Source organism: Acidovorax sp. NN32 (assembly GCF_057597245.1).
Genome location: NZ_CP199679.1, coordinates 4,738,206 through 4,757,813, shown reverse-complemented (window position 1 = coordinate 4,757,813; position 19,608 = coordinate 4,738,206). Strand labels below are relative to the sequence as shown.

At 66.4% G+C, this 19,608-nt stretch carries 20 protein-coding genes; 10 read left to right on the top strand and 10 right to left on the bottom strand.

Features of this window, described 5'->3' with window-relative positions; translation table 11 throughout:
* Nucleotides 1-19 precede the first annotated feature (19 nt).
* Together ACT89O_RS21915 and ACT89O_RS21910 are read left to right on the top strand one after the other, a co-directional pair.
* Nucleotides 20-1,015, top strand: a complete 996-nt coding sequence (locus ACT89O_RS21915) for a fumarylacetoacetate hydrolase family protein (protein WP_487261179.1) — start codon at nt 20-22, stop codon at nt 1,013-1,015.
* Nucleotides 1,015-1,995 carry an NAD-dependent epimerase/dehydratase family protein gene (locus tag ACT89O_RS21910; RefSeq protein ID WP_487261178.1) on the top strand — a complete coding sequence of 327 codons (981 nt, stop codon included), beginning with the start codon at nt 1,015-1,017 and terminating at the stop codon, nt 1,993-1,995. Before ACT89O_RS21915 ends, ACT89O_RS21910 begins: the two co-directional genes overlap by 1 nt.
* 213 nt (nt 1,996-2,208) lie before the next feature.
* Here the strand turns inward: ACT89O_RS21910 and ACT89O_RS21905 are convergent, their stop codons facing one another.
* Complete coding sequence (locus ACT89O_RS21905) at nt 2,209-3,390, bottom strand: saccharopine dehydrogenase family protein (protein ID WP_487261177.1); 1,182 nt, start codon at nt 3,388-3,390, stop codon at nt 2,209-2,211.
* Nucleotides 3,391-3,685: 295 nt separating this feature from the next.
* On the opposite strand from ACT89O_RS21905, the gene ACT89O_RS21900 reads away from it, so the two are divergent.
* The 7 genes from ACT89O_RS21900 to ACT89O_RS21870 all read left to right on the top strand — a co-directional run bounded on the left by ACT89O_RS21900 (nt 3,686) and on the right by ACT89O_RS21870 (nt 9,014).
* Nucleotides 3,686-4,174, top strand: a complete 489-nt coding sequence (locus ACT89O_RS21900) for a YiaA/YiaB family inner membrane protein (RefSeq protein WP_055401956.1) — start codon at nt 3,686-3,688, stop codon at nt 4,172-4,174.
* Between the two features lie 120 nt (nt 4,175-4,294).
* Entirely contained in the window at nt 4,295-4,777 is a 483-nt protein-coding gene (locus ACT89O_RS21895; RefSeq protein ID WP_487261176.1) for a hypothetical protein, read from the top strand.
* A gap of 2 nt (nt 4,778-4,779) precedes the next feature.
* Nucleotides 4,780-5,724, top strand: a complete 945-nt coding sequence (locus ACT89O_RS21890; RefSeq protein ID WP_228899067.1) for a DUF2145 domain-containing protein — start codon at nt 4,780-4,782, stop codon at nt 5,722-5,724.
* 77 nt (nt 5,725-5,801) lie between these two features.
* Nucleotides 5,802-6,857, top strand: a complete 1,056-nt coding sequence (locus tag ACT89O_RS21885; protein ID WP_487261175.1) for a serine endopeptidase — start codon at nt 5,802-5,804, stop codon at nt 6,855-6,857.
* A 123-nt stretch (nt 6,858-6,980) separates the two neighbouring features.
* Nucleotides 6,981-7,772 carry an acetoacetate decarboxylase family protein gene (locus ACT89O_RS21880; protein WP_487261174.1) on the top strand — a complete coding sequence of 264 codons (792 nt, stop codon included), beginning with the start codon at nt 6,981-6,983 and terminating at the stop codon, nt 7,770-7,772.
* Nucleotides 7,765-8,208, top strand: coding sequence for a DUF2000 family protein (locus ACT89O_RS21875; RefSeq protein ID WP_487261173.1), 444 nt, complete (start codon nt 7,765-7,767; stop codon nt 8,206-8,208). The genes ACT89O_RS21880 and ACT89O_RS21875 overlap by 8 nt, the downstream gene beginning before the upstream one ends.
* On the top strand, nt 8,199-9,014 hold the full coding sequence (locus ACT89O_RS21870; RefSeq protein WP_487261172.1) for a helix-turn-helix transcriptional regulator: 816 nt from the start codon (nt 8,199-8,201) through the stop codon (nt 9,012-9,014). Before ACT89O_RS21875 ends, ACT89O_RS21870 begins: the two co-directional genes overlap by 10 nt.
* A gap of 73 nt (nt 9,015-9,087) precedes the next feature.
* Here the strand turns inward: ACT89O_RS21870 and ACT89O_RS21865 are convergent, their stop codons facing one another.
* The 5 genes from ACT89O_RS21865 to tgt form a co-directional block, all read right to left on the bottom strand.
* On the bottom strand, nt 9,088-10,485 hold the full coding sequence (locus ACT89O_RS21865; protein WP_487261171.1) for a sensor domain-containing diguanylate cyclase: 1,398 nt from the start codon (nt 10,483-10,485) through the stop codon (nt 9,088-9,090).
* Between the two features lie 135 nt (nt 10,486-10,620).
* Nucleotides 10,621-11,190, bottom strand: a complete 570-nt coding sequence (locus ACT89O_RS21860; protein ID WP_055392918.1) for a LuxR C-terminal-related transcriptional regulator — start codon at nt 11,188-11,190, stop codon at nt 10,621-10,623.
* Nucleotides 11,191-11,244: 54 nt separating this feature from the next.
* On the bottom strand, nt 11,245-12,381 hold the full coding sequence (locus ACT89O_RS21855; protein ID WP_436130775.1) for a GGDEF domain-containing protein: 1,137 nt from the start codon (nt 12,379-12,381) through the stop codon (nt 11,245-11,247).
* A gap of 111 nt (nt 12,382-12,492) precedes the next feature.
* On the bottom strand, nt 12,493-12,969 hold the full coding sequence (locus ACT89O_RS21850; protein ID WP_228899054.1) for a hypothetical protein: 477 nt from the start codon (nt 12,967-12,969) through the stop codon (nt 12,493-12,495).
* A gap of 109 nt (nt 12,970-13,078) precedes the next feature.
* Nucleotides 13,079-14,251, bottom strand: coding sequence for a tRNA guanosine(34) transglycosylase Tgt (gene tgt, locus ACT89O_RS21845; RefSeq protein WP_487261170.1), 1,173 nt, complete (start codon nt 14,249-14,251; stop codon nt 13,079-13,081).
* 109 nt (nt 14,252-14,360) lie between these two features.
* On the opposite strand from tgt, the gene ACT89O_RS21840 reads away from it, so the two are divergent.
* Nucleotides 14,361-14,840 (top strand): universal stress protein, encoded by a 480-nt coding sequence (locus tag ACT89O_RS21840; RefSeq protein WP_487261169.1) that lies wholly within the window; start codon nt 14,361-14,363, stop codon nt 14,838-14,840.
* 70 nt (nt 14,841-14,910) lie between these two features.
* Here ACT89O_RS21840 and ACT89O_RS21835 read toward each other — a convergent pair whose 3' ends face one another.
* The 4 genes from ACT89O_RS21835 to ACT89O_RS21820 form a co-directional block, all read right to left on the bottom strand.
* The gene (locus ACT89O_RS21835) at nt 14,911-15,297 is read right to left on the bottom strand and encodes a hypothetical protein (protein ID WP_055392926.1); all 387 of its coding nucleotides are present in this window, start codon (nt 15,295-15,297) and stop codon (nt 14,911-14,913) included.
* 368 nt (nt 15,298-15,665) lie between these two features.
* On the bottom strand, nt 15,666-16,865 hold the full coding sequence (locus ACT89O_RS21830) for a phospholipase A (protein WP_487261168.1): 1,200 nt from the start codon (nt 16,863-16,865) through the stop codon (nt 15,666-15,668).
* On the bottom strand, nt 16,862-17,215 hold the full coding sequence (locus ACT89O_RS21825) for a hypothetical protein (RefSeq protein ID WP_487261167.1): 354 nt from the start codon (nt 17,213-17,215) through the stop codon (nt 16,862-16,864). The genes ACT89O_RS21830 and ACT89O_RS21825 overlap by 4 nt, the downstream gene beginning before the upstream one ends.
* Before the next feature lie 179 nt (nt 17,216-17,394).
* On the bottom strand, nt 17,395-19,485 hold the full coding sequence (locus tag ACT89O_RS21820) for an ATP-dependent helicase (RefSeq protein ID WP_121508396.1): 2,091 nt from the start codon (nt 19,483-19,485) through the stop codon (nt 17,395-17,397).
* Nucleotides 19,486-19,608 lie beyond the last annotated feature (123 nt).

The following is a 19,608-nucleotide window of genomic DNA, read 5'->3' as shown; positions in this document are numbered from 1 at the left end:
CTTCCTGATGGGACTGGCGATGCGATTTGCAACTTTGAAAGACGGCAGCCTGGACGGCCGCCTGGTACTGGTTTCTTCCAACGGCCTGCGGGCCGTCGATGCCGCTCCGATAGCGGCCAGCTTGCTGGCCGCTGTGCAGAACTGGGATGCTGTGGAGCCCGCCCTGCGCGAGCGCGCTGCTGCGCTGGAGGCTGGCACTGCCACCGGCATCTTTGCGTTCGATCCCGCCGCATGCAGCGCTCCCTTGCCGCGCAGCCCGCAGTGGCTCGATGCATCGGCGTTCCTCAACCATGGCCGCTTGATGGAGCGGGCGTTCAACACGCCGCCCATCCCGCACTTTGACACCATCCCCGTGATGTACCAGGGCGCTAGCGACGATTTTCTGGGCCCTTGCGACGATGTGCCCTTGCCCAGTGAGGCCGACGGCATCGATTTCGAAGGCGAGTTCGGCGTCGTCTGTGGCCCCGTGCCCATGGGCGTGACGGCCGAAGCGGCATTGAACTGCGTGCGCTTGGTCGTCCAGATCAACGACTGGAGCCTGCGCGCGCTGGGCCCGCACGAAATGAAGACGGGCTTTGGCTTCCTGCAAGCCAAGCCGTCTACCAGCTTTGCCCCTTTGGCCGTGACGCCGGATGAATTGGGCGACGTTTGGCTGGGTGGTCGGGTGCATCTGCGATTGCATGTGGACTCCAACGGCAAGTGGTTTGGCCACCCCCATGGCGGAGAAATGAATTTCAGTTTCGGCCAGCTCATTGCCCACGCGGCCCGCACACGGCGGCTCACGGCGGGCACCATCATCGGTTCGGGCACGGTGTCCAACCAGGCGCGCGATGCAGGCTCTGCCTGCCTGGCCGAGCGGCGCGTGATCGAGATACTGGACGAAGGTGCGGCCAAAACGCCGTTCATGCGCTACGGTGACCGCGTGCGCATGCAGGCACGCTGGCCCGATGGCCGTGATGGGCCTTTTGGCGTGGTGCATCAGCGCGTGGTGGCTGTGGGCTCGGAGGTGCGCTGATGCATGTGCTTGTCACCGGTGCCGGCGGGTTCATTGGCGCCGCCCTGGCCGAGCGGTTGCAGTCCGTGCCGTTGGTGCCCGGTCTGCCCCTGCGCTTGACGCTGGTGGACCGAGCCGGGCCCGCTGCCCCTTGCGCACCGGCCGTGCACTGGCATATCGGCGGCTTTGCAGACCGCGCACTGTTTGAAGCCTTGGAGGACCATCCGCCCGACTGCGTATTCCACCTGGCCAGTGTGCCGGGATCGCTGGCCGAGCGTGAACCTGGGCTGGGTGTGCAGGCCAATCTGCTGGACACCGTGGCCTTGTGCGAGGGGCTTGCGCGCCCGGTGCGCGAAGGCAGGGCGCGTGCCCCCCGGCTGGTGTTTGCCAGTTCGGTGGCGGTGTACGGTGCGCTGGGCACCCAAGCGGTGGATGAGCGCCAGGGGCCGCAGCCCACCCTCAGTTATGGGGTGCACAAGTGGATGACGGAACTGCTGGTGGCCGACTATGGACGGCGCGGCGACATTGATGGCTGCAGCCTCCGGCTGCCTGGCATCGTGGCGCGGCCACCCGCAGAAACGGGCCATGGCTCCGCGTTCATGAGCCAGATCTTCCATGCCCTGCGGGCGCGGCAGATGTACACCTGCCCCGTGTCGGCACAGGCCACCGCCTGGTGGATGTCGCTGCAGTGCTGTCTGGACAACCTGGTGCATGCCGCGCGCTTGCCCACGCGGGGCATGCCGACCGCGCGGTGCTGGCAGCCGCCGGTATTGCAGTCATCGGTGGGTGATGTGGTGCAAGCCATCGCGCACGCCCAGGGTCTCGATCCCAAGGACTGGATCCGGTACGCACCCGACGCGCGCACCGAAGCACTGTTCGGGTGTTTACCAGCCTTGCGGACGCCTCAGTCAGAGGCTGCCGGTTTCCGGCATGACGGCTCGCTGGAGTCTCTGGTTACGCGGGTGCTGGGGGGGCTGCACAGCCCTGGGATGGTGGCGTAGGGGAGACAGAAGAAGGCGCGTCATGGGGTGTGCTGTGGAGCGGGCGCCGGACTGGTGGGCGGTGCCAGCTCCTCCCTGCACGCCGTATGACGCGCCCATAGCCTCGGCGCATCTGGCGTGCAGGTGTGTGCAGGGCCCTTCCCGCGGCCTTTCCTGCGGCTTTGTACGTGCCTACCCGCGAAGGCGCTGCACCGCCCCCCGGGGCCTATGTGCTCACACCGTTTCCACCCCAAAGCTCAGGCCTGCATTCGCCTGCAACCGCGCTATCAGCTTGTCACCCAGCGCGGGCGCCGTGGTCCAGATGCCGCCGGGGGGGGTGGTGGCATCCTGCAGCAGGCATACAGCCGCCTCGGAGATCATCTTGGATGTGGAGCCATAGCCCGGATCACGGTCGCCCTTCACGCCCACGCGCAAGGTGTTGCCTGCATCGTCAGTACCCAGGAACAGCACGTCGTAGAACCCGTTCTCACGTTCTTCGCGCGAAGGGCCTTCGCCGGGCTTGGGGCCTTTGTCCGAGCCCAGCGACTTGTCGCCCGCCACCGCGTTGGCGATGGCCTCGCCCTTTTCGCCAGGGCCGGTGATGAGCATTTCGTCGTACACAAAGTCGGTGCCATAGGCGTGCTGCAACAGGAAGTTGGTGCGGTGCACGTTGCGCGTGTTGATGGCGGCCATCACGAACGGCGCCACCCAGATTCCATCGCCCAGCGCCTCGTCCACCATGGGTTTGTGGCCGGTTGGCTGGCGCGGCCCTTCAAAACCGGGCGTGAGAGAGAACGGGTTCTTCAGCAAATCCAGCACCGCAGGGTTGGTGGCAGCCGCGGCCATGGTGGCCTTGAGGCTGGCGGCCGTGCCCCCAGAGAAGGTGCCCTTCATCTTGCGCACCCGGCCGCGCACGCGCGGGGCGGGGTGGCCGAAGCGCTGGGCAAATTCCTTTTGCAGCAGGAACACGCCCAGGTCAAACGGGATCGAGTCGAACCCACACGAGAACACGATGCGCGCGCCGCTGGCCTTGGCCGCAGCTTCGTGCGCGTCGATCATCTGGCGCATCCAGGCGGGCTCGCCGCACAGGTCCACATAGTCCACACCAGCCTTCGCGCAGGCGGCCACCAGTTCGTTGCCATAGAGCTGGTAGGGGCCTACCGTGGTCAGCACCAGGCGCGTGGAATCCATCAGCGCTTGCAGGCTGGCGGGGTTGCTGGTGTCGGTCACGACCAGCGGAGTGTCGGCCGGTGCGCCCACTTCGTCGCGCACGGCGGCGAGTTTGTCGGCGTTGCGGCCCCCCATGGCCCAGCGCAGGCCACTGCCTGCGGGGTAGCGTTGCAGCAGGTATTCGATCACCAGGCGGCCGGTGAAGCCGGTGGCGCCGTGCACGACGAGGTCAAAGGGTTTGGTCATGGTGTGGGTCTCCGTCCATCAAAAAAGCAAGCACGCGCAGCGGTCAGGGGCTGCCACGCCGGGGTGTCTGCCATTGTCTTTGGCGGGGCCTGCAGGCTCTGTCGCGCAGGTGCGTTGCAGGGGCTGCGTAGGGCGAGAACAACGGACTTCGGCTATTTTTTCGAGAAAAAGTACCGCCAAACGATACCGGGTAGCCTGCGGGTAGCCACTGTTACGGTTCAATGCAGACACGCAAGTTACGTCTGGGCACCATTCGCTCCGTGTTCAACCAACGTCCCCCCGGGGCACCACTGCAATGTCTTCTTCTCCCATCGTTGTTCAGCGTGACACCAAAGCCTGGCAGTTGCAGGTGTGGGTCTCGTTCGGCATCGCGGTTTTTCTGTGTGCCGTGGGCCTGGCATGGCTGCCTGGCGAGCAACTGGAGCAGGCCTTCATGGTGATGGGCTACGTGTTCTGCCTCTCGGCCGCGTTTGTGTTGGCCAAGTTTGTGCGGGACAACGAAAGCGCTTCGCGCCGTGGCGGTGGCGACACCCCCATGTGGAAGCTGGTGGTGTGGGGCGGCTTTGCGGTGGCCATGGGCCTCACGGGTTGGGGCCTGATGAGCATGGACATCAACGTGACCTACAAGGCGTTTCTGGGCGTGAGCTGGCTTTACCTCATCACCACCGCCTTCACGCTGGCCAAGATGCTGCGCGATCGCCACGAGGCTGATCTGATGGACGCCCGCCTGCAAGGCCGCCGCGAAGCCGCCCAGGCGGCAGCCAACGGCAGCAGCGCGAACTGATCGCATCGAATGTGCGCAGGCGGCAATCCGCCGCCTGTTCGGGTGATTTTTCTTTCTGGTCTTTCGACCCGGTTTCTCCGGCACCCCAGGTGCGCGGTGGGGCCGCATTTTGAGGAGTGAATGATGATGAATGCTGTTTTTTCTTTGTGGGACTCTGCCCGTCTGTCTCGCGCTCTGCTCGCGGCCGGTGTGGTGTGTGCCGTGATGGCCACCCCCCTCGCACGCGCCCAGAGCGAGGCCTCTGCCGCGCTGTCGCTGTTGCCGGTGGCCTCGGTGGTGGGCACGGCGTCTGTGGCTTCCACTGCTGCGGGCGCCGTGGTGGCAGTGCCTGCAGCGTTGTCGGTGGGCGGCGCGGTGCTGTCCGTGAAGGCGGTGGAGGCCTCGGCCGTGGGCACGGTGTACCTGCTGGAGCGTGCCTCGGACGGCGCCCAGGTGAGTGTGGAGGTGGTGGGGCGCGGCGTTGCGGGCTCAGCCTACGCGGTGGGCACGGTGGTCACCTGCAGCGTGATCGGCACGGGCGTGATCCTGTCGGCAGCGGGCGAGGCGATTGCCTTTGTGCCCAACGCCATCGGCCGTGCGCTTCTGCACAACGAGCGTCTGTGAATATGAAGTACAACCCCCTGAGCCGCGACGCGGCTTCCCCCTTCTCTCTTCACGCTGCGCGCTCCAGGAAGGGGGACGATGCCCTCGCTGCGGGGCGGCCCTTGCTTGGCATCCCTCGCTTAGGTCGCGCCAGTTTCATAGGCCATGGAATCGCGGTACTGACAGCTGTTGTCGCGATTGCGGCAACCACCCCGGCCCAGGCGGGCCGCTCGTGCGAATCGCGCAAGCCCGTGCCGCCGCTGGTGATCGAGCGGGGCATGAAGCTGGCCGAGCAGACCTCGGCCGCGCTCGATGCCGAGCACGCCAGGTCGGGTGCACAGGTGGTGGCGCTGGCCCGTGCAGGGCAGGACCTGAGCAAATACGGCCTGCGCTACTCGCACATGGGCTGGGCCTACAAGACGGCCGAAGGCCCCTGGCGCGTGGCGCACAAGCTCAACGAATGTGGCACGGCCGTGGGGCACCTGTACCGCCAGGGCCTGGGGGAATTCTTCCTGGACGACCTGTGGCGCTACGAAGCCGTCTACGCTGTGCCCACGCCCGAGGTGCAGCAGCGCCTGCTGGCCGTGCTGCAGGACAAAGCCCGCACCAAGACGCTGCAGCACCCACCCTACAGCATGGTCAGCTACGCGTGGGGCCGCAAATACCAGCAGTCCAACCAGTGGGCGCTGGAGACCCTGGCGATGGCCATGGAGCCAGCCACCGTGCGCTCGCGCGACCAGGCGCAGGCCTGGCTGCAGTTCAAGGGCTACGAGCCCACCGCGCTCAAGCTCGGGCCGCTCACGCGCATGGGCGGGCGGGTCGGCTCGGCCAATATCGCGTTTGACGACCACCCTAACGAGAAGCGGTTTTCGGACCGCATCGAAACCGTCACCGTCGATTCGGTGCTGGCCTGGCTGCAGCGCGCGCAACTCGCGGCACCGCCGGCGGTGCTGGCGGTAAAAAATTGAATAAAAATGCCCTCTAGCGCATGCTTGGTAGGCGCTTGATGCTATCAAATGGATAGCCCTTCCAAAGGGGAACGATCATGAGCAAATCACTGCGGCTGTCCGAAAAATGGTTTCGCCGTGGCCTGTGGCTGGTGGCGCTGGTGTTTGCCAGCTTCCTCATCGGCCTGGGTGGCACCATCGTGGGTGATCTGCCCAAGGTTGAGACCCCGCTGCGGGTGGACGACTTTCTGGACAAAGCCGCAGCCGACAAGCTGCGCGCCGAGGTCAAAGCCGCGCGCCAGACCGAGCAGGACGCGCAGACCGCGCTGGAGCAGGCCCAGCTGCAGCGCAGCAAGGTGCGCAGCGAGGTGCAGGCCGAGAGGGACAGCTTCAACAACTGGCTGTCCACCCGCAGCGCCACGCAGCGCGCCGATCAGGACCCCGAGGTGCTGGCGCGCACCCAGGCGCTGGACGTGCTCAAGCTCGCTGAACGCAAGACCCAGCAGGCGGTGGAGGCGCAGCAGCAGGCTGCGCTGGATGCCCGTCAGACCGCAGCCGCCCGGCAGGAGCAGTTGAACCGCATGGAGTCCGACGGCTACGTGAAGCTCAATGCCGAGCGCCGCAAGGTCGAGCTGCGGGTGTTCCTCTATCGCCTGGCCCTCACGCTGCCGCTGCTGGCGGTTGCGGGCTGGCTGTTCGTCAAGAAGCGCAAAAGCACCTACTGGCCGTTTGTGTGGGGCTTCATCTTCTTTGCGCTGTTTGCCTTCTTTGTGGAGCTGGTGCCTTACCTGCCCAGCTACGGCGGTTATGTGCGCTACGTGGTGGGCATTGCCTTGACGGCCGTGGTGGGGCGCTACGCCATCCTGGCGCTCAACCGCTACCTGGAGCGCCAGAAGCTGGCCGAAACCCTGCCCGACCAGGAGCGCCGCAAGGAGCTGAGCTACGACGTGGCCCTGGCCCGCCTGGCCAAAAGCGTGTGCCCTGGCTGCGAGCGGCCGGTGGATCTGAAAAACGAGAAGATCGACTTTTGCCCGCATTGCGGCATTGGGCTGTTCGACCATTGCGGCCACTGCAGCACCCGCAAGAGCGCTTTTGCACGCTTTTGCCATGCCTGCGGCACGGGGGCGGGGGTGAAGTTGGCGAGCGAAGACTGACGCAGGTGAATCGGTCGTGCCCCTGGGCCCTGCCGCCCTGTGCGGCGCGTTGGGCCCCCTGCGCGCCTGCGATGTTCACATCCGTTCTATCGGAAGCGCGACTGACTGGCCAGAATCGTCGGCATGCATTCCCACCATTGGCCCCACGAAAGTTTCACTGCTCCCTTCACGACCACCGGGCGCTCCGCGCTGGTGCGTCCGCCACCCTGGCACTACGCGGGTTGGCTGCTCAACGTGGCCTTTCGGTTCGACGCACTAGCGGCTGTGCCGCTGGTTCCTGATGCTGTTGGCAGGCCGGTGGGCACAGGGTGTGTGCACTTTGCCGACTGGCAGGCCTGTACAGACGGTCATGAATTGCTGGATCCCGTGCTGTCGCAGTACCGAGAAACCATTGTGGTGCTGGAGATTGAACGGCCTGACGGGAGCCGCTGCATGTACTGTCCTGCCATCTGGGTTGACCAGGATATCTCCATGGTGCGGGGTCTGCTGCAGGGGTGGCCCAAGAAGATGGGCAGCACCTGGCTGACGCGCAGCCTGCCGCTGGACCACTCCGCAGCGGCACCTTTGCGCAGGGGGAGCAAACTGGGCGCCAGCCTTGCGGTGAAAGACCGCCGCCTGTTTGAGGCGCATGCGGAGTTCACCGGCCAGCCAGGGCGACCGCTGGGATTTTTGACGCTGGCGACCATTGGTGCCGTGGGCTGGGCCGATCTGCGGCGGCCTGAACAGTTTCCCGAGTTGGCGCTTGTCAAGCCAGACATCGTGGCGCGTACGGGGGGCTGCTGGCATGAAGTCTCTGCCTGCCTTCGCATGGCTTCGCATCCGGGAGAGGACATTGGCCTGCTGGGCGACTTGGTGGTTGAGGACGCCAGTGCGGGCTGGTTGGGGCTCACCGTGGCGGGAGCGCGCGATGCCTGACGCGTTGTCTGCCCCTGCCGATCCGGCCAAGGTGGCCATAGTGCTGGCGGCGGATCTGGCGCCCGGGCCTGCTGCCAACATTGCCGCGTGCATTGCCGCAGGCTTGGCAGCCTCTCGCCCGGACTGGGCTGGCCGGGCACTGGTCGATGCATCTGGATGGAGATCTGTGTCGTCCTCGCATGTGCCCATCACCATCCTGAAGGCGCCAGTCACTGCGATGAATGCGCTGCTCAGGCGCCTGACCGAAGGGACAGCGCAGGAAAATGGCCGTATTTCACTATTTCCAGCCTATGCGCATGCCATCCACGAAAGCAGCGAATACTGGCACCGTCATGGTCTGGTGTCGCACGCTGAAGAGCCGATGCTCGGTGTCGGTTTGGTCGGCGCAAAGCGTTGGGTGAGCAGCATGACTGGGAGCCTGCCGCTATGGCGTTGAATCGATCTGAAGTGCGACGTCTGCACCTGTCCGATCTTGCGCAGGTGCACCATCAGCAGCCTGAACAGGAGTGGGTGCCACACTGGCATGAAGAGTGGTCTTTCGGCGCTGTGCTGGAGGGTCAATGCTGCTGCAGCGTTGCCGGACGTCCGTTTGTCGCGCGTGCCGGTGATTTGATTGTGATACGGCCAGGTGTCGTTCACGTGGGGGCGCTGACCGATCCTGCGCACACAGGTGCCGTGCACCTGGTCATGTTGTATGTTCCGCCCCCCTATTTGGCACAGTGGGGTCTCGCAGGGCCTGAGCGCAGCGGGGCAATACGCGCCCCTGGGCTTGCTGGTGCAGCCGCGCGGATGGCCTGCGCAAACGATGTGCGAGCCTGGCTGGACAGCGCAGTGCCCCTTCTTGCCGATGCGCTACCGCTGGACCGAAGCGCTGCTGATCCCATCCCCACCAAGGCGGTACGCATGCTCATCGAGGGGGTGCGGTCTGCCGTCCTGGGGGGCGAACAGACGGTCTCTGGGTTGGCGAGGCACTGCGCTGTCAGCCGGGAGCGTGTGCATCGGGTGCTCAGGCAGTGGCTGGGCATGGCGCCCCGGGAGTACTTGCGTGCCGTCCGCCTGCTCCGCGCAAAACAAATGGTCATGAACGGAGAGCCGGTGGCCTCTGTGGCGGCGGAATGTGGGTTCTCTGACCAGGCGCACTTCACGCGCTGGTTCCGGCGCACATTCGGCTACACGCCCGGTGACTTGGTGCGTGCGATGTCCCGTGACGCGGAGCGCGACCAGGCTGCATCCATAAAGTAGACACAGCACTCTTGTCTTGGTCGCAGTGGGCGTTGGCAGCACCGATGCCTTGGCATCGACGCTGCGTTTGTTTTCATCCCACCATCACCCGGTTGCGGCCCTCTGCCTTCGCGCGGTACAACGCTGCGTCGGCCGCCAGCAGCAGGGTGTCCATGTCGGCGTCCGAGCCCATGGTGGCGCTGTGCACCAGGCCAATGCTGACGGTGGCGCGTTGGGGGCCACCCTCTACCGGGTCAAGCGCCTGCTGCTCCACGGCGCTGCGCACGCGCTCGGCAATGGCCTGGGCCTCGGTGGGGGACACTCCGGGCAGCACGGCAGCAAACTCCTCGCCACCCATGCGGCCCAGGGCGTCGTGGGGGCGCAGCGCGCGCGCCATGGTCTGGGCAATGCTGACCAGCAGCCGGTCGCCCGCGCCATGCCCGTGTTGGTCGTTGACCTGCTTGAAATGGTCCACGTCCACCATCATCACCGCCAGCCCGGTGGACTCGCGCTGGTAGCGTACCAGCAGGCGGTCGCCTTGTTTGAGCAGCGCGCGGCGTGCCAGGACACCGGTCAGGTCGTCGTGGCGCACGGCGTGGTCCAGGCGGCGCAGGGCTTCGGCGCGCGCCGCGCTGGCGCAGGCCACGGCCAGCGGCCCCAGTGCCAGCAGCGTGACGCCCACACGCAGCGAGAACACGTCGCTGGCATGGGCTGGCGTGAAGTTGAGCACGCCGGTGGCCACGCCGGCCATGGTCCACAGGCACACCACCAGCGACAGCAGGCTGGAGACAAACGGGCTGTAGCTGAGCGCGCACCACAGCAGCCCTGGCACCACAAAGGCCAGCATGCCGGGCCCCCCGATCACGGTGCGCACGCCTTCGGCCAGCAGCAGCGAGCTGACGGGTGCCACACGCCAGATCAGGGGGACCTCCTGCGTTGCGGGCGGCGGGTCGTCGGCGCGCGGCGCGGCCAGCACCACCGGCACGATGAGCATGTAGTTCATGAGTTCGGTGCTGAACCACAGGGACAGCAGGTCGGTCCACGGGCTGTTGAAGTAGACCGGCGCGGCGCCGCAGCCTGCCAGTGCCCCCACGGCACTGGCTGCCAGCGCAGCCAGCAGCAGGTAGAGGGCAGAGATGGTGCGTTGCAGGCGCCGGATGCGTTCGTCCAGCCGACGCAGCACCAGCCAGCCCGCCGTGGCGCCCAGCAGGTTGGCGCCGTTGAGCCACAGGGCCATGGACCAGGTGCTGCCCGTCACCAGGTCTGCCGCCACATAGCCCACGGCCGCAGCTACCCAGGCTGGCGGGCGCGCCAGCCTGGGATAACGCACCAGCAGGCCCAGCAGCAGCGCATTGGCGGGCCAGAAGACCGACAGAAAACCGATGGGCCGCGCAAAGATGCCCACCAGGCAGGCGGCGAAGATCAGCACGGACAAACCCAGCCAGGCCAGGGGCGGCGAAAGCGGGCGGTGGAGCAAAAAAGGGCGGTACATGGGGGCAGCAGTTGATGGGCGGGGAGCGGCGCGCGCGTCAGTGCCGATTGTCCCCGGGCCGGGTGCGCGGGAGACGCCGCAGCGTTGGCTGGGGAAACAATTGTTGATGATTGCCTGTGAGATCGTTGCCAGCTCTCAGGTGTTGCCCAGCAGCAGCGCCACCAGCTCCCCCGTGCTGCTGGCCCCCAGCTTGCGCATGAGCCGCGCGCGGTGGGCGTCCACCGTGCGGTGGCTGATGTCCAGGTAGCGCCCGATCTGCTTGCTGGTGGCGCCGGTGACGATGTGCTGGGCGATTTCGCGCTCGCGCAGGGTCAGCGGCGTGCTCACGGGGCGGCGGTGCGAGATGTCCTCGAACATCCACACCGCCCGTGCAAACGGGTCCGACCGGTCCAGTGCCCGGCCCACCACGTGGCACCAGAACAGCGAACCATCGCGCCGTCGCATGATGCGCTCATCCGCATAACTTCCCGACGCCTTCATCGCCTGCAGGCCCAGGTGGCCCGTGTGGGTGAACTCTTCGAACGAGGGGTACAGCGGCGCCAGCGGCTGGCCCAGCAGCTCGGCCTGCTCGTGGCCGAACATGTGGGCAAAGGCGTCGTTGCAGATCTCGATGCTGCGCTCGCGCGTCACGCACATGCCCACCGGGGCCAGGTTAAAGGCCAGCTCCAGCGCTTCGTTCAGGGCGGCATAGGGCGGTGCGGGCATGGGGTGGGATTCTGCCGCAGGTCAGCGGCGCGGCTCGGGTGAGAAGGACCGGTTTCAGGCAGTGCGCTCGTGCGTTGTCACCACGCGGTTGCGGCCCGCGCGCTTGGCGTCGTAGAGCGCCCGGTCGGCCGCAGCCAGCCAGTCGGCCCAGGTTCCGCCGGCGGAGGTCACGCAGGCCAGTCCAATGCTCACGGTGATGGGGATGTCCTCGCCCAGCTCGGACAGCCGGATCTGCTGCACGGCCCCGCACAGGCGCTGGGCGATGGCGCTTGCAGCGCTGGCGCTGGCGTCCGGCAGGTAGACCAGGAACTCTTCACCGCCCATGCGGGCCAGCAGGTCCGAATCGCGCAGCTGGTGGCGAAGTGCGTCGGCCGTGGCGACCAGCACGCGGTCGCCCGCCGCATGGCCGAAGCGGTCATTGATGTGCTTGAAGTGGTCCAGGTCGAGCTGCGCGATGGCGCTGCCCACGGGCAGCCGCGCGGGCAGCATGGACATGGCCCAGCGGCGGTTGCCCACGCCCGTGAGCGTGTCGGTCTGCGCCACTTTTTCCAGGCGCACTTCGGCGCGCTCGTTGGAGAGGGACGAGACCATGAGCGCAACGCCAAAGTGGCAGAACATCTGCACGGAGAATGCCAGCGCAAAACCCTGTGGGCTGGCGGTGTGCGTGGCGATGTACAACAGCTGCAGGGCAAAGGTGCCCGCGCTGGCCAGGAGCAGCCCGGCCAGCAGGGGACGCGATGGCAGGGATTCGGTGCGGCGGTCGTGCCACACCTCCCAGGCTGCCGCGGTCAGTGACACTGCGGCGGTCAGGTGGAAGGCGCCTGCGCGCAGCAGGTTGTCCAGCGGAAACTGCGTGACCAGGCCCAGCACCAGCCAGCCTCCGGGAACCAGTATCAGCACCGCAGGCAGGACGCGCCTGCGGCCGCTCAGTGCCCGTGCACCTGCCCAGAAGAGGGTGTACCCCAGTGCCCCGAGCAGCAGGCTGGTGTGGGTCCAGAACCAGAGCGGCAGCATGGAATATTCACCCTGGCCTGCCAGTTCGGCACCAACGGCCAGAAGCAGGTAGGCGGCTGCCAGGGGCTTGAGCCCTTGCGGGCGGCACGAATGGCGGCTGACATGAAAGATGCTCAGCGCCCCCGCCACCAGCGCGGTCTTGTAGAGCAGGAGGATGGTCGGGAGGTCAAGCTGCATACCCATGTCGCAATGCGGTGGCGGTGGGGGATGACGTTGGGGAGGGCTTTTGCGGGAGCGCATATCTTGGCAGCAAAACAGCGGCGGGCGCTACCCTGGCGCTACCCAACATTACCTGGCGCGAAGCCTGTGCCAGCGCAGCCGCCATTGCCGCCGCACCACCCGCGCCACGCGCCATGCCCACGAGGCGCGGGCGCGCTCCAGCACCGCGTGCTTGAGGCGCATCCAGTGGGCATAGGTCCAGGCAAACCAGTGCAGCTGCATCAGGGCGGGCTGGGTCAGGCTGAACAGCCGCGCCACCACGGCGGTGCCCACCACCTTGGCCAGCACGATCACCAGCATGCCCAGTACCACGTGCCCCCGGCCCACCGCCCACAGGGCCAGCAGCTTGACGGGCAGCAGCAGTGCCGTGGGCAGCAGAAACACCGCCACCGCCGCCCAGGGGGGCAGGGCGCGCACGCAGCCTTCAATCCAGCGCAGGCCGGGCCAGCGGCCGATGCGCGCCAGCAGGCGCTGCAGCGGCTCCCAACCCCATTCCTCGAACAGGATCAGCAGCGCCAGCAGCCCGCTGCCCAGGCCGGTCAGCATGCGGGCGGGCCAGCGCAGCAGGTGGTGCAGGAGTTTTTGGATGATTTTGGCCTCTGGCGCTTATCTATAAAGCGCTAATAGCTATTATTTTTATAGCTATTGGCTGTGCTTATACGCCCCGTGCGCGCTCGGTCTTGAAGCGTGCACGGAATTCGGCGAACGTGCCCGCTTCCAGCGACTCGCGCACCTCGCGCATCAGGTTCAGGTAGTAGTGCAGGTTGTGCACGGTGGTCAGCATGGGGCCCAGCATCTCGCCGCAGCGGTCCAGGTGGTGCAGGTAGGCGCGGCTGAAGCCCTCGCGCCCGCCATCGTCCCACGACACGCCCGAACTGCCCGCGCAGGCGTAGCAGGTGCAGCTGGTGTCCATCGGCCGGTGGTCGGCCTTGTGGCGTGCGTTGCGGATTTTGAGGTCGCCAAAGCGCGTGAACATCGTGCCGTTGCGCGCGTTGCGCGTGGGCATCACGCAGTCGAACATGTCCACGCCGTCGGCCACGCCCTGCACCAGGTCTTCGGGCGTGCCCACGCCCATCAGGTAACGGGGCTTGTGTGCGGGCAGGCGGTGGGGCGTGTGGGCCATGATGTCCAGCATCTCGTCCTTGGGCTCGCCCACGCTCACACCACCCACGGCGTAGCCGGGGAAGTCCATCTCGACCAGGCGCTCGAGCGACTCCTGGCGCAGGTTCTTGAACATGCCGCCCTGCACGATGCCAAAGAGGGCGTTGGGGTTCTGAAGCCGCTGGAACTCATCGCGCGAGCGCTTGGCCCAGCGCAGGCTCATTTCCATGCTCTTGCGCGCCTCGGCCTCGGTGGTCTTGTGGCCCTTGGTCTCGTACGGCGTGCACTCGTCAAGTTGCATGACGATGTCGGAGTTGAGCGTGGTCTGGATCTGCATGCTCACCTCGGGCGACATGAAGAGCTTGTCGCCGTTGACGGGGCTGGCAAAGGTCACACCTTCTTCGGTGATCTTGCGCATGGCCCCCAGGCTCCAGACCTGGAAGCCGCCCGAGTCGGTGAGGATGGGCTTGTCCCACTTTTCAAAGCCGTGCAGGCCGCCAAAGCTCTGCATTACATCCAGGCCCGGGCGCATCCACAGGTGGAAGGTGTTGCCCAGGATGATCTGCGCGCCCATGTCGTGCAGGCTGCGCGGCATCACGCCCTTGACGGTGCCATAGGTGCCCACGGGCATGAAGATAGGGGTTTGCACCACGCCATGGTTGAGCGTGAGCGTGCCACGGCGTGCGTGGCTGGTGGGGTCGGTTTTGAGGAGGTCGAACTGCAGCATGATGGGCGGCATTGTCCCAGACAGGCTACCCTGACCTCGCTCAAGGTTATGGACGGGTTTTCGACGAGGCCGTGGCTACACTGGACCAAGGTACTACAAGGAGAACACCATGCTCAAAATCCTCATCGCCGTGGACGGCTCCGAACTCTCCCTGGATGGCGTGCACCACGCACTGGCGCTGGTGCGCCAGGGGCTCCAGGCCACCATGGTGCTGGCCAATGTGCAGGAGCCCGCCACGCTGTACGAACTGGTGACCACGCGCGACCCCGACCTGATCGCCGCCGCCAGCCTGGAGGCGGGTGACCATCTCATGGCGTCGGCGCGCGCGCTGCTCGACGCGGCCGGGGTGGCTTATGAAACCGATGTGGGTGTGGGCGATGTGGCGCACACGCTGGTGGACATGATCGAGCGCTCGGGCTGCGACATGGTCATCATCGGCGCCAAGGGCCAGGGCGCCATCACCAGTGCGCTGCTGGGTTCGGTGTCGCAGGAGGTGGCACATGCCAGCCCGGTGCCGGTGACCATCGTCAAACACGCCGAGGTGCTGGAGAACACAGACAGCGACGTGGCCGAGGACACGGAGGCCTGAGCGCTCCCAGAAAAGAAAAGGGCCGCTGTGTGCGGCCCTGATCGGGATCTTTGAGGAAGCTCGCCTGGTTTCAGGCTGCCTTGCGAAACGGCTCCGCAGGGCGCTGCAGCTTGCCGTGGGGCAAGGTGGCCAGGCGCGAGAACATGCGGCGCACATAGCCGCGCACCCACAGGCATTTGTTGAGTTCGTCCACCGGCAGTGGGCCGGACACCACCACGATGTCGTTGGCCATGTCCTGCGCCCCAGCAGCGCGCAGGCGGCGGCGCGTGTTGTTGGCCCAAGACTGGATGCGCGTGGGGCTGCCATGCTGGTGTACCTCGCCCGTGTGCGCATCGAACGCAATGGCCACCGTGTCGGTCTTGAGCTTGAACCTGCGCTCACCCGTGACCGCACTGGGCGCCTCGCGCATGTCGTAGAGGTAGTAGCTGCCTGCCTTGAGCTGGTATTGCATGTCCATGGGTGTGTTCCTCTTTGTCGGCATTGTCGAGGGCGCACGGTGCGGGCAATGGCAGGTAAAACGGTGGGAAAGGGGCTCTTTTTGAACGCCTCTCACAGATGGCCACGCCGGTTTCTGTGCGCGTGCCATTGTGGCGGCCTGTCGGCGCCGTCACACAAAACTTGAGGACGATTTCGTAACGAGTTGTGAGCAATCCAGCGCGGAGTTCGCTGCGCTTTGCCTTGTGCGCAGCCTGTGAGACTGGCGCAGCCCCAGGCGCGGGCAGCCGAGCCAGGGCCGCCCTGCAGCGAGGGGTGCGTCCCCCTTCCCGAACGGCGCAGCCATTCGAGAGAAGGGGGACGGTGCGCAGCGCCTCAGGGGGATGGACTCTAGAAGTCCACCAGACTCAACCCCACGCTGAATACGGTCCGCTTGCGGTTGTAGTCGATCATGCTGTCGCCGTAGCCGCTGAACAGCTGCGTGTGCAGGCGCAGGTTGCTCTTGTTGCCAAACAGGCCCGTGCCCACGGTCTGCAGCCATTCCAGGCGGACCGAGCCCCGGTCGCTGCTCGACAACGAGTGGCGCAGCGTGGCGCCCACCGTGTTCTCCTTGTTGACGTTCCAGAATGCCGACAGCTCACCCCGCCCGATGTAGTCACTGATGCCGGGGTTGTCGTCGCTGCCCGAGCTTTCGGGGATGCGCTTCCAGATGCGCGCGTTCACGCTGACGCTGTTGCCCAGCTCCATGCCCGTCATCAGGTAGGCGCGGTTCCAGCTGCGCGACAGGGGCTTGCTCTGGCCGTTGGACTGGTGCACCAGTCCGATGCCGCTGTAGCGCCACTTCCAGCCAAACGGCAGTTGTGCCGTGGTGGGGTAGACATACATGACCTCGGGCTCGTGGTCGGTGGCGCGGAAGGGGCGTGAGATCTCGGGGGTGAACAGCTGCCAGTACGACTGCTGGGAGTAGCCGAACCACACCGAGTCCTTGAGCGTGGGATGTCCCTGGGTCAGCAGCCCTTGCGCAACCTTGGTACGCACCGACAGCTGGATGCGGTTCTCGGTGCGGCGGTAGGGCGTGGACTCGGTGGCCGAATGGTCGGCTGCATCCGACGTGGGCTGGCGGTTCACATTGCTTGACGCCACCACCGACACGGTGATGGGCCGGTAGCCCCGGAAGCTGAAGGTGCCGCAGTCGCTGCCCGACTCCAGTTCCCAGAAGCGCGAGAGGTCGCTGTACTGCGGATCGCGGCAGCCCTCGGTGCGGGCCACGTCAATCACACGGGTGGCGGGTAGCGTGGTGTCCACCGGGGGCGGCACGTCTGTCGAGGCCGACGCCGTGGCGCCAGGCGCGTTCCAGCCTTGCTGGTCGGTGGCCCACTGGTCAAAGCAGGCCAGGCGCGCCTGATTGTCACTGGACAGGGCGGCGCAGCGGCGCCAGGCAGCGTCGCCGCTCGGGGTGGCCGAGCCGCCAGCAGGCGGGGTCTGCGCCAGCGCGGCGCCGGCAGGCGCCAGCGCAGCGGCCACCAGCAGGGCCAGCGTGCCACGCCGGTGGCCGCTGCTGCGGCGAGGTGAGGCTGGCGCGGCCGTCATTGCCAGCCCACCTGCTTGCGCAGCACAAAAGGAGCCGAGGGGGCCGAAGGGGTGGGGTTGGCGTTGTTCCATGTTCCGCGTATTTCCTTGCCGCAACTTCCATCGACCACCTGGCCTGTCCAGGTGGCGCTGATGTTCGTGCCATTGATCGATTCTTCCAGCGTCAGGTCGCCGCCATCGACGTCTCCACTGACCTGCGCCGTGGCGCCATTTCTTTGCACGGTGCCACGCACGCTCTGTGCCAGCTCGGGATGCGGGCCCAGTTGCAGTGTGGCGGTGGCGCCAGGTGCATCCGGGGATGCGCCCTGCAGTTGGGCCAGCCAGCGCCCTTGCAGGTGCTGGTGGTCCATGTCTGCCGCCGACGGGCATGCTGCCGTGGATTTTGGATCATTCTGGCTACTGGCGCTTGTAGGATAAGCGCTGATAGCTATCAAAACAAAAGCAACTGCCAACAGCGGCGTGTGTCGGTGGGTGTCGGGCGCCATGGGTGGAGTGCGTTGTGGTGGGTGCCGTGGCTGCGGTGGGGCGCTCATTCCGGGGTGGCGGCTGCGGCTGCAGTGGCTGCGGTGGTGGCCTGGGCCTTGGCCGCAAATTCGGCGCGCAATGCCTTGAGCTTCTCGCGCGGATCTTCGCGGGCGGTGGTCTTGTCCAGGCCCATTTCGGCTATGAAGCGGCTCGGTTGTGCGGCCACCATCTCGCGGCCCTTCTTGCGCCGCTTGGTCCAGCTCACGGCCAGGGTGCGCTGGGCGCGGGTGATGCCCACGTACATCAGGCGGCGCTCTTCCTGCAGGCGCTGCAGCGTGTCGTCGCTCACCTTCTGCTGTCGGCCTTCGTCGTCGTCCAACTTGAAGGGCAGCATGCCCTCGGTCACGCCCACCAGCACCACATGCGGCCACTCCAGCCCCTTGCTGGCGTGCAGGGTGGAGAGCGTGACCATGTCCTGCTCCTGCTCGCGCTCGCTGATGGTGGACAGCAGCGCAATGGTCTGCGACACCTCCAGCAGGCTCTTGGTCTCCTTGGCCACCACGGCACCGGCCGTATCGTCGATCTGCCCGCCCGCGCGCTGGGCCATCCAGTCGCAGAACTCCATCACGTTGCTCCAGCGGGCGGCCGCCACCTTCTCGCTGTCTTCGTTGTCGTACAGGTGCTGCTCGTAGCCAATTTCCTTGAGCCATTCGTTCAGAAAGGCGCGGGCCTCTTCGGCGCCATGGGTGCGGCGGGCGCTGTACTCCAGGTAGTTGATGTAGCGGCCAAATTCGTGCAGGCCGTCCATGGCACGCTTGGGCACTGCCGCTGGCAGCATGCCGTTGAACAGCGCGCCGAACATGCTCTGCTTGTGCTGCGTGGCAAACGCGCCCAGGGCTGCGAGCGTGGTGTGACCAATGCCGCGCTTGGGCGTGGTGATGGCGCGCAAGAACGCCGGGTCATCGTCGTTGTTGATCCAGAGGCGAAACCAGGCGCACAGGTCCTTGATTTCCGCCCGGTCAAAAAAGCTCGTTCCGCCCGAGACCTTGTAGGGAATATTGGCCTTGCGCAGCGCCTTCTCGAACGGCTTGGCCTGGTGGTTGGCGCGGTACAGGATGGCAAAACTCTTCCAGTCCGGCGGCGGGTTGCTGGCCGCACGCAGGCTCTGGATGCGGGCCACGGCGCGCTCGGCTTCGTGTTCTTCGCTGTCGGCGTCCACCACCCGCACCGGTTCGCCCTCGCCCAGTTCGCTGAACAGGGTCTTGGGGAACAGCTTCGGGTTGGGCCCGATCACGTTGTTGGCCGCACGCAGGATGGCGCTGGTGGAGCGGTAGTTCTGCTCCAGCTTGATGACCTTGAGGTGGGGGTAGTCCACCGGCAACTTCTTGAGGTTGTCCAGCGTCGCGCCGCGCCAGCCGTAGATGGACTGGTCGTCGTCGCCCACGGCGGTGAAATGTCCCTTTTCGCCCACCAGCAGCTTGAGCAGCTCGTACTGCGTGGCGTTGGTATCCTGGTACTCGTCCACCAGCACATGGCCCAGGGCCGCCTGCCACTTGGCACGCACTTCCGGGAAGTCGCGCAGCAGCCGCAGCGGCATGCCGATGAGGTCGTCAAAGTCCACGCTCTGGTAGGCCGCCAGGCGCTCTTCGTAGCGGGCCATCAGCGTGGCGATGATGCGTTCGTTGTCGTCCGCCGCCTGGGCCAGCGCCTGCTCGGAAGTCAGGCCCATGTTCTTCCACTTGCTGATGACCCACTGCCATTGGCGCGCGGTGGCCATGTCGGTGGTGCCACCCGAGGCTTCCTTCAGGATGCCCGTCACGTCATCGGCGTCGAGGATGCTGAACTGGGGTTTGAGGCCCAGCACATGGCCGTCCTCGCGCACCATGCGCACGCCCAGGGCATGGAAGGTGCACACCAGCACATCCTTGGCGCGCCGGCCGATCAGGCCCTTGGCGCGCTCGCGCATTTCGGCGGCAGCCTTGTTCGTGAAGGTGATGGCCGCAATGCGCTTGGGGTCCATGCCCTTTTCGATCATGTGGGCGATCTTCATGGTGATCACCCGCGTCTTGCCCGAGCCCGCCCCGGCCAGCACGAGGCAAGCCCCGTCGGTGTAGTGGACAGCCTGGAGCTGGGCGAGATTGAGACCGGCAGACATGGGAGGGAGGGCAGCAGAGCAGCGGGGAGCGGGACAGGGAGGGCGGGTGTGGGCGGCGCATGCCCAGGGGCTGATGGTGGCGCGGCCGGGTCAGGCCGCGCAAGGGCGCAATGATACCGGCGC

Coding starts and splice junctions, on each gene's coding strand:
- ACT89O_RS21895 (WP_487261176.1), top strand. CDS start 4,295: ATGATGATGAATGCTGTTTTTTCTTTGTGGGACTCTGCCCGTCTGTCT.
- ACT89O_RS21835 (WP_055392926.1), bottom strand. CDS start 15,297: ATGGACATGCAATACCAGCTCAAGGCAGGCAGCTACTACCTCTACGAC.
- ACT89O_RS21820 (WP_121508396.1), bottom strand. CDS start 19,485: ATGTCTGCCGGTCTCAATCTCGCCCAGCTCCAGGCTGTCCACTACACC.
- ACT89O_RS21890 (WP_228899067.1), top strand. CDS start 4,780: ATGAAGTACAACCCCCTGAGCCGCGACGCGGCTTCCCCCTTCTCTCTT.
- ACT89O_RS21830 (WP_487261168.1), bottom strand. CDS start 16,865: ATGACGGCCGCGCCAGCCTCACCTCGCCGCAGCAGCGGCCACCGGCGT.
- ACT89O_RS21850 (WP_228899054.1), bottom strand. CDS start 12,969: ATGCTGACCGGCCTGGGCAGCGGGCTGCTGGCGCTGCTGATCCTGTTC.
- ACT89O_RS21855 (WP_436130775.1), bottom strand. CDS start 12,381: ATGCAGCTTGACCTCCCGACCATCCTCCTGCTCTACAAGACCGCGCTG.
- ACT89O_RS21900 (WP_055401956.1), top strand. CDS start 3,686: ATGTCTTCTTCTCCCATCGTTGTTCAGCGTGACACCAAAGCCTGGCAG.
- ACT89O_RS21860 (WP_055392918.1), bottom strand. CDS start 11,190: ATGCCCGCACCGCCCTATGCCGCCCTGAACGAAGCGCTGGAGCTGGCC.
- ACT89O_RS21905 (WP_487261177.1), bottom strand. CDS start 3,390: ATGACCAAACCCTTTGACCTCGTCGTGCACGGCGCCACCGGCTTCACC.
- ACT89O_RS21825 (WP_487261167.1), bottom strand. CDS start 17,215: ATGGACCACCAGCACCTGCAAGGGCGCTGGCTGGCCCAACTGCAGGGC.
- ACT89O_RS21910 (WP_487261178.1), top strand. CDS start 1,015: ATGCATGTGCTTGTCACCGGTGCCGGCGGGTTCATTGGCGCCGCCCTG.
- tgt (WP_487261170.1), bottom strand. CDS start 14,251: ATGCTGCAGTTCGACCTCCTCAAAACCGACCCCACCAGCCACGCACGC.
- ACT89O_RS21840 (WP_487261169.1), top strand. CDS start 14,361: ATGCTCAAAATCCTCATCGCCGTGGACGGCTCCGAACTCTCCCTGGAT.
- ACT89O_RS21880 (WP_487261174.1), top strand. CDS start 6,981: ATGCATTCCCACCATTGGCCCCACGAAAGTTTCACTGCTCCCTTCACG.
- ACT89O_RS21870 (WP_487261172.1), top strand. CDS start 8,199: ATGGCGTTGAATCGATCTGAAGTGCGACGTCTGCACCTGTCCGATCTT.
- ACT89O_RS21875 (WP_487261173.1), top strand. CDS start 7,765: ATGCCTGACGCGTTGTCTGCCCCTGCCGATCCGGCCAAGGTGGCCATA.
- ACT89O_RS21915 (WP_487261179.1), top strand. CDS start 20: ATGCGATTTGCAACTTTGAAAGACGGCAGCCTGGACGGCCGCCTGGTA.
- ACT89O_RS21865 (WP_487261171.1), bottom strand. CDS start 10,485: ATGTACCGCCCTTTTTTGCTCCACCGCCCGCTTTCGCCGCCCCTGGCC.
- ACT89O_RS21885 (WP_487261175.1), top strand. CDS start 5,802: ATGAGCAAATCACTGCGGCTGTCCGAAAAATGGTTTCGCCGTGGCCTG.